The organism is Frankia sp. CoBUL1 (genome assembly GCF_978021245.1).
In genome coordinates, this window is the sequence record NZ_CDXDOS010000154.1 from 2,313 (window position 1) to 8,624 (window position 6,312).

General features: G+C 71.3%; 5 protein-coding genes. 4 read left to right on the forward strand and 1 reads right to left on the reverse strand.

Annotated features, from left to right (window positions below; genetic code table 11):
• Positions 1 to 181 (forward strand): ATP-dependent Clp protease proteolytic subunit (locus AC08OX_RS12015; RefSeq protein ID WP_476607898.1); only part of this gene is annotated, 181 nt, incomplete at its 5' end.
• On the opposite strand, the gene AC08OX_RS12020 is transcribed toward AC08OX_RS12015, so the two are convergent.
• Positions 161 to 925 carry a helix-turn-helix domain-containing protein gene (locus AC08OX_RS12020; protein WP_476607899.1) on the reverse strand — a complete coding sequence of 255 codons (765 nt, stop codon included), beginning with the start codon at positions 923 to 925 and terminating at the stop codon, positions 161 to 163. The two genes, AC08OX_RS12015 and AC08OX_RS12020, sit on opposite strands and share 21 nt — an antisense overlap.
• 818 nt (positions 926 to 1,743) lie before the next feature.
• On the opposite strand from AC08OX_RS12020, the gene AC08OX_RS12025 reads away from it, so the two are divergent.
• From AC08OX_RS12025 to AC08OX_RS12035, 3 genes are all read left to right on the forward strand, one after another.
• Positions 1,744 to 3,864, forward strand: a complete 2,121-nt coding sequence (locus tag AC08OX_RS12025) for a 4-hydroxyphenylacetate 3-hydroxylase family protein (protein WP_476607900.1) — start codon at positions 1,744 to 1,746, stop codon at positions 3,862 to 3,864.
• A gap of 208 nt (positions 3,865 to 4,072) precedes the next feature.
• A complete protein-coding gene (locus AC08OX_RS12030) occupies positions 4,073 to 5,002 on the forward strand; it encodes a response regulator transcription factor (protein WP_476607901.1) in 930 nt (309 codons plus the stop codon).
• A gap of 445 nt (positions 5,003 to 5,447) precedes the next feature.
• The coding region (locus AC08OX_RS12035) for a helix-turn-helix transcriptional regulator (protein ID WP_476607902.1) at positions 5,448 to 6,312 on the forward strand (865 nt) is incomplete at its 3' end.

Consider the following 6,312-nt stretch of genomic DNA (forward strand, 5'->3'; position numbering starts at 1 on the left):
CGTACGGGCGCTGCAGGAGACGATGCTCGCCCGCCACACCGGTCGTACCGAGACGGAGATCCGTCGCGACACCGAACGCGATAAGATCTTCAGTGCCGATGAGGCCGAGGAGTACGGCCTCATCGACGAGGTCATCATGAGCCGTAAGGCCGCCCGGCTTCTATCGGCACGCAGCGCCTGACCGGGTGCGATCCGGCGGTTGGCCGCTCCGGTCGGCCTGCCACACGTCGACTGGCCACAGGCCGACCTGTCGACGAGCGTGCCCGCGGCCGCCTTCCGGACGACTACGCCGCGGCCGGAAGGCGGCTGCGGGCCGGGACCACCTGCCCGGCCCCCCCGATCTCCCCGATCCCCGCGGACCGGGAGCGACGGCGGCTCGCCGCGGGCCGGGCACCACCATCCGGCCGGTATGGACGGCGGCCCGGAAGCTCGGCGAGAGTCCCAGGTTCGGCGACACGCCGAAGGGCGACGCCGCGCCGACCGTTGCGCCGACACCGGTTGTTTCGATGCCAGCCGAGCCCGTGATGCCAGCCGAGCCCGTGATGCTGGCGGTGGCCGCGGTGCCGCTGGCGGCGTGCAGGTCAGCGGAGATGACGCGGGCCGTGATCGGTGGTGTCGCCTGCCCGTGGACGGCGGACAGCGGCCCAGGCGATGTCACGGGGGTGACCTCGGGTTCGAGCCGGGCGAGCTCCAGACGCACCTCGTCCAGCAGATCGGACAGCCGGATGTGCAGCGCCCGGCAGACCGCGGCGAGGATCTCCGAAGACGCCTCCTTCAGGCCGCGTTCGATCTCCGAGAGGTATGGCATCGACACCCGCGCCGCGTCCGCCACGTCCCGCAGGGTGCGGCCCTGAGCGAGGCGACGTCGGCGCAGCGCCTGCCCGACCAGCCGGCGCAGCAACGGCATCTCGGTATCATCCGTCATCGCCATCAGGAACCTCCGGGGGACTGGTGCCTTGAGGGGGCAGGGGAATCGGAGAGGCGCTCGCGTCCTGACAGATACACGCGTCCCGGATACTGATCACGTGGGTGGGAAGGCGCCCGCTGCCGCAGCCACCCCCGGGTAAGTCGATGGAGGGCTAAGGCACCGAGCGTATCCGCTGCGCCCTCGCCGGAACCGCAAGTACCGCACCCGGCATTCCGCCCACACCTTTGCCGCCGACGTTGCCGGAGGCGGACGAACCGTGCGGCGCCGATGCATACGGCGACAACGTGTGAGGCGACGGACGCCGAAAGTGGCACGAAGATGCACCAAAGGTCGGTATTTCTACATCATCCGCGCACTTAGCGTCGTTTCCGTCGTGATTCATCCTGACCGTCCGGTCTCCGGAACGGTCGTCGCGGTGGCCCGCTTAGCCGGGGCCGCCAGGGACAGGAGATCCGTGGAGGCTCCCACACACGTGCCCCGTGCCGTTGCCACGCCGATGGCCGTACCCATGTCCATGTCCTCGGCCGCGTCGGTGCCGATGGCGGTCCTCGGCACCCGTCCCCACGCCCACCTTGAGCCGCCCGGCGCATCCCCGCGGGCGACGGCGTCCGGGTCGTGTACCCCGGCTCCGGCCCTCGACATGACCGGAGACGACCGCGTAGCCCTGTGGCAGCAGCGCCTGCTCGAGGCGGAGTCGGGGGTTCCTGCTGGAACACCACGCCGATCTGCGTCTACTCGACTGGCTGCATACCCAGGCCGAGATCTTCGCCGACTTCCCGGCGCCCGACGATCGTGATCCGACGGCCTGGCAGCGGGTGTTCTTCCGCGCGCAGGCACTGATCGAACGGTTCATCGTGTCGCGCTGGGGCGAGGCGGAGCTCGTCGACTGGGCGAGGGCCAATGCCTCGGTCTTCGGCAAGGTGGAGCCCGAGCCGACCGGCCGGCCCGCCGACGTCGTCCACCGGCTCGCACGCCAGGCGGATCTCTACTCCTCCCGTTACGCGGTCGACACCGACGAGCCCATGCGGGCGACCCTGATCATCTCGCACTGTGGCATCTGGGACTACCGCGAGCAGGCCCGCGCCCGGGGCGTGCCCCTCACCCTGGCCTCCCCCTGTTCGTTCTGCACCACTGCCCTCTCGGCGAACATCCGGGCCAAGGGATACGAACCGGCCTTCCGCCTGCTGCATGACGACCCCTCGGTCCCGTCAGCCGGCGTGGCCGTGCCCGCTCCGGGCGACCGACCCGGCCGTCGTGGCCGGGTCGGTCGCCGGACCGGGGCAGGTCGACCGTGGCTGCGTCTGGACCGCCACCGGCACCACCGGCACCACCGGCACCACCGACATTGTCCACAGAGCGGAGATCAGGCCATGACCCTCGTGACCGACAGCGGTCATCCCGGCGCCATCGACGATCCCGGCCGACCCGCCGCCGGTGACCACCCCGCCGGGGCGACGGCCGATCCTCCGGCCGACTCGCTGCTGGGAACCCCGCCGCCTGCCGCGCAGGGGCTGATGACCGGGGAGCGGTACCGGGCGAGCCTCAACGACGGCCGCGAGGTGTGGCTCGACGGGGAGAAGGTCGCGAACGTGGCGACGCATCCAGCCTTCCGGGGCGCCGTTGACGAGCTGGCCCGGCTGTTCGACCTGCAGCACGACCCGGATCTGCGCGACGTGCTCACCGTCCACGAACCCGAGGCGGGAACCCGCGTCGGCTGGTCCTACCAGCTGCCGCGCACGCTGGACGATCTGCGGGCCCGGCGGCGCAGCACGGCCGTGTGGATGCGCGAGTCCTGGGGTCAGCACGGCCGGTCGCCGTCGTTCATGGCGAACGTGGCGGTGGGTCTGCTCGACTTCCGGGACCATCTGGAGCGCAACCAGGCCGGCTTCGGCGCCAACGCGGTGGCCTTCTACCGGCACTGTGCGGCCAATGACCTGGTCCTCGGCCACGCTTTGGGCGACCCGCAGATCGACCGGACCACCAGCCCCGTGGACGATCCCGATCTCGCGCTGCGCATCATCGCCGAGCGGGACGACGGCGTCGTCGTCCGGGGCGCCAAGCAGCTCACGACGCTGGCCCCACTGGCCCACGAGGTGCTCGTGTACCTCTCGGCGAGCTTCGCGCAGCGCGAGGCCGAGCAGTTCGTGATCTGGTTCGGCCTGCCGCTGGCTACCCCAGGCGTGAAGATCCTCTGTCGGGAGCCGCTGGGGGCCCGGCCGTACGGGCACGCCCACGCGCTCGCGTCCCGGTTCGACGAGCAGGACGCCATGCTGTTCTTCGACGACGTGCTGGTTCCGTGGGACCGGGTGTTCTTGCTGCGCGACGGCAACCTCGCCCGGGTCGGACTCGGACGGATCAACGCCTGGAGTGCGGCCGCCGGCCACATCCGCTACCAGGAACGGCTGCGGACCTTGCTCGCCGTCGGCACGCTGCTCGCCGACGCGATCGGAGCCTCGGGGCTGCGTCACGTCCAGGAGGACCTCGGGGAGTTGGCGAGCTACGTCGACCTCGTCGGGTACTTTCTCGACGCGGGGGAGGCCCGGGTCGAGACGACGGACGGCGGCCTGCTCGCGCCGGGTAACACCGACGCGAGCCGCGTGTGGTCGGCGCAGGTCGCCGGCCGGGCGGTGGAGATCGTGCGGCGGATCGGCTCGTCGGGTGTCCTCATGCAGCCCAGCGAGCGTGACCTCGCCGCCGCCGACCTGCGGCCCTGTCTTGATCGGTACATGCGGGGCGCGAACCTCCCGGTCGAGGAGAAGTCACGGCTGTTCCGGCTGGCCTGGGAGCTCACGGCGGACAGCTTCGGGCAGCGTCAGGACCTCTATGAGTTCGTCCACCGCGGGGACATCACCCGCAACCGGATCAACCTGCTCCGCCGGGATGACCTGGGACCTGTCACCGACCAGATCCGGGAGCTGATCACCCGTCCGCTCTGAGGCCTGACGGCAGGTGGCTGTCGGACCGGTGGCTGTCGGACCGGGCGGAGGGGTCCGGGGACGGCGTGCGCGGAGGGTGTTAGCGATACCACCGCCTACCTGGTTGAGCTACCCGAAGGTGCCTACGGTCAGGCCAGCCCCCTGCACGCGGGACGGCGGGGTGATACCGCCGGCCCGCGTGCGCTCCTCGTGGTAAGGACCCGGAGTCATGACGATCGGAGCCGCCTCGCCCCCTCCCGTCCGTGCCGAGGTCTCCGGGTCCTCCGCGTGCTCTGCGTCCTCCGGGTCCTCCGCGTCCTCCGGGGGTCCGCCGCAGGTCAGGGTTCCGGCCTGTCCCGGGGTTCCCGTTCGCGCCGAGGCGTCCGCGCAGCCCGAGTGTCCCGCGTACGCCAAGGATCTCACGCCCACGGAAATCGACGGCGGCGTGTCGGTGTTTCTGCTGCACGCCCATCCGGTGACCGGGGCGGGGCTGCACCTGCTGCTCTCGACGATCTGCCGGCTCGACGTCGTCGGCCGCGGCCATCGGCTGGATGCCGCGCTGCCGCAGATCCGCCGCTCGCGTCCCCGGGTCCTGCTGCTCGGGCTCGCGGGGGATCTAGCGACCGACCTCGCGGCGGTGCGCCGGCTGCGCGTGGAGGCCGATCGGATCCCCACCACGCGCGTTCTGCTGTTGCGGCCGCTGGCCACCTGCGCCGAACTGACCCAGATCCTCACCACCGGGGCGTCGGGGGCGGTGCTGCCGGACACCCCGCCTGCAGACCTCGCCCACGCGGTCACCATCGCCGCGCTCGGCGGCGTGGTCTTCCTGCCCGCGCCGCCGCCGACGGGGGTGCCGGGGCCGCCGGTCCAGGCCGAACTGCCACCGCAGGCCCTCGGGCTGACCTCCCGGGAACGCGCGGTGCTCGGCCAACTCGCCCGCGGTCTGTCGAACGCGGAGATCGCTTGCGAGCTCGCCCTGGCCGAGGCAACGGTCAAGCGATACCTCACCGGTGCGATGCGCAAGATCGGCCAGTCGGACCGGCTACGCGCTGGCCTCTACGCCTATCGGCACGGACTGCTGGACGGTCCGCATGCGGGCTGGACGGGCCGTGGGCGCGGATCGGCGCCGGACCGGGCGCCGGACCGGATGATCGAATGATCGGGGTGGCCGTGGGCGCCATGGCGGGATGAACACGTTCCGCGAGTCGGTGTTTTCGATGACCCGGATTCCGGATGATCATCACATATCTATATACTTGCGGTTATCGATAGGTTGCTTCGGGTATCGAAATTCGCGCTGACGTTATTCGATCATGTAAATGGCACGATCTCTCCGGGTAAGCGCCGGACATGGCCGCCGGGCGATGCCACCATGGGGCTGTGTCCTCTTGCGTTGGACGATCCGCTCGGCCGTTTCGGCCTGCGCTGATCCGGCGGCGGTGGCTGGATTTCAGCTATCACATGGGTGACTGCTGTTAGGCGTTGTTGGCGGCTGAGGGTAGTAGCAGTCCTGCTGACCGCGTGTCCCTGTGTCGATGCTGTCCCGCCCACCGGATGTGCCGGATCGGGGGTGTCGACCAGGCCGCCCGATCCGACTGGAACCGATGAGCGACGACGCCCGCCAGCGTGAGCTTGGATTCTTTCTTCGTGCCCACCGTGAGCGCCTGCGACCCGAGGACGTCGGGTTGCCTGCCACACCTCGCCGCCGCACCCCGGGGCTGCGCCGGGAGGAGGTCGCCGCGCTCTCCGGCCTCGGCCTCGCCTGGTACACCTGGCTGGAACAAGGCCGGGTCGCCGCCTCCCGGCAGGTCCTTGAGGCCGTCGCCCGGGCTCTGCGGCTCGACGACGACGGTCGTCGCCACGCCTTGGCGCTCGCCGGCCTGCACACGCCGCCAGCGGACCGCCACCACACCCTCGTCAAGGCGCTGCGTTCGGTGCTGGACAACTGGCCGAACTGTCCGGCGTTGCTGCTCGACCGGCGCTTCGACGTCACCGCCTGGAACGACGCCTACACCGCCCTGTGGGGGGATCCCGCCGACGTGCCCGAGCCCCAGCGCAACCTGCTGTGGCTGCTGGTGGCGCAGCCCCGGACCCGGGACGGGATGGGCGGGTCCGAGGACGTGGCCAAGGACCTGCTCGCCCAGTTCCGCGCCCAGATCGGTCATCATCCCGACGACCAGCGCGGCCGCGCCGTGCTGGAGCTGCTCGAACAGGCACGCCCCGAGCTGCGTGCCTGGTGGCAGTGCCGGTCCGTGCGCGTGTTCACGGGCCGCACGGTCAGCGCGGCCACGCCGCTCGGCGACATCTCGCTGATGCTGTCGGTGCTGCGACCGGGTGACGATCCGGAGTCCACCATCTGGCTCCAGACGCCCGCGACGCCCGCGGACCGGGAGGTGCTCACCCGGCTGGCGGGCGAGACGCCGGGCGCGGCGGGGCGCCCGGACCCCGCCGCGCGGCAGCGGCTCTCGG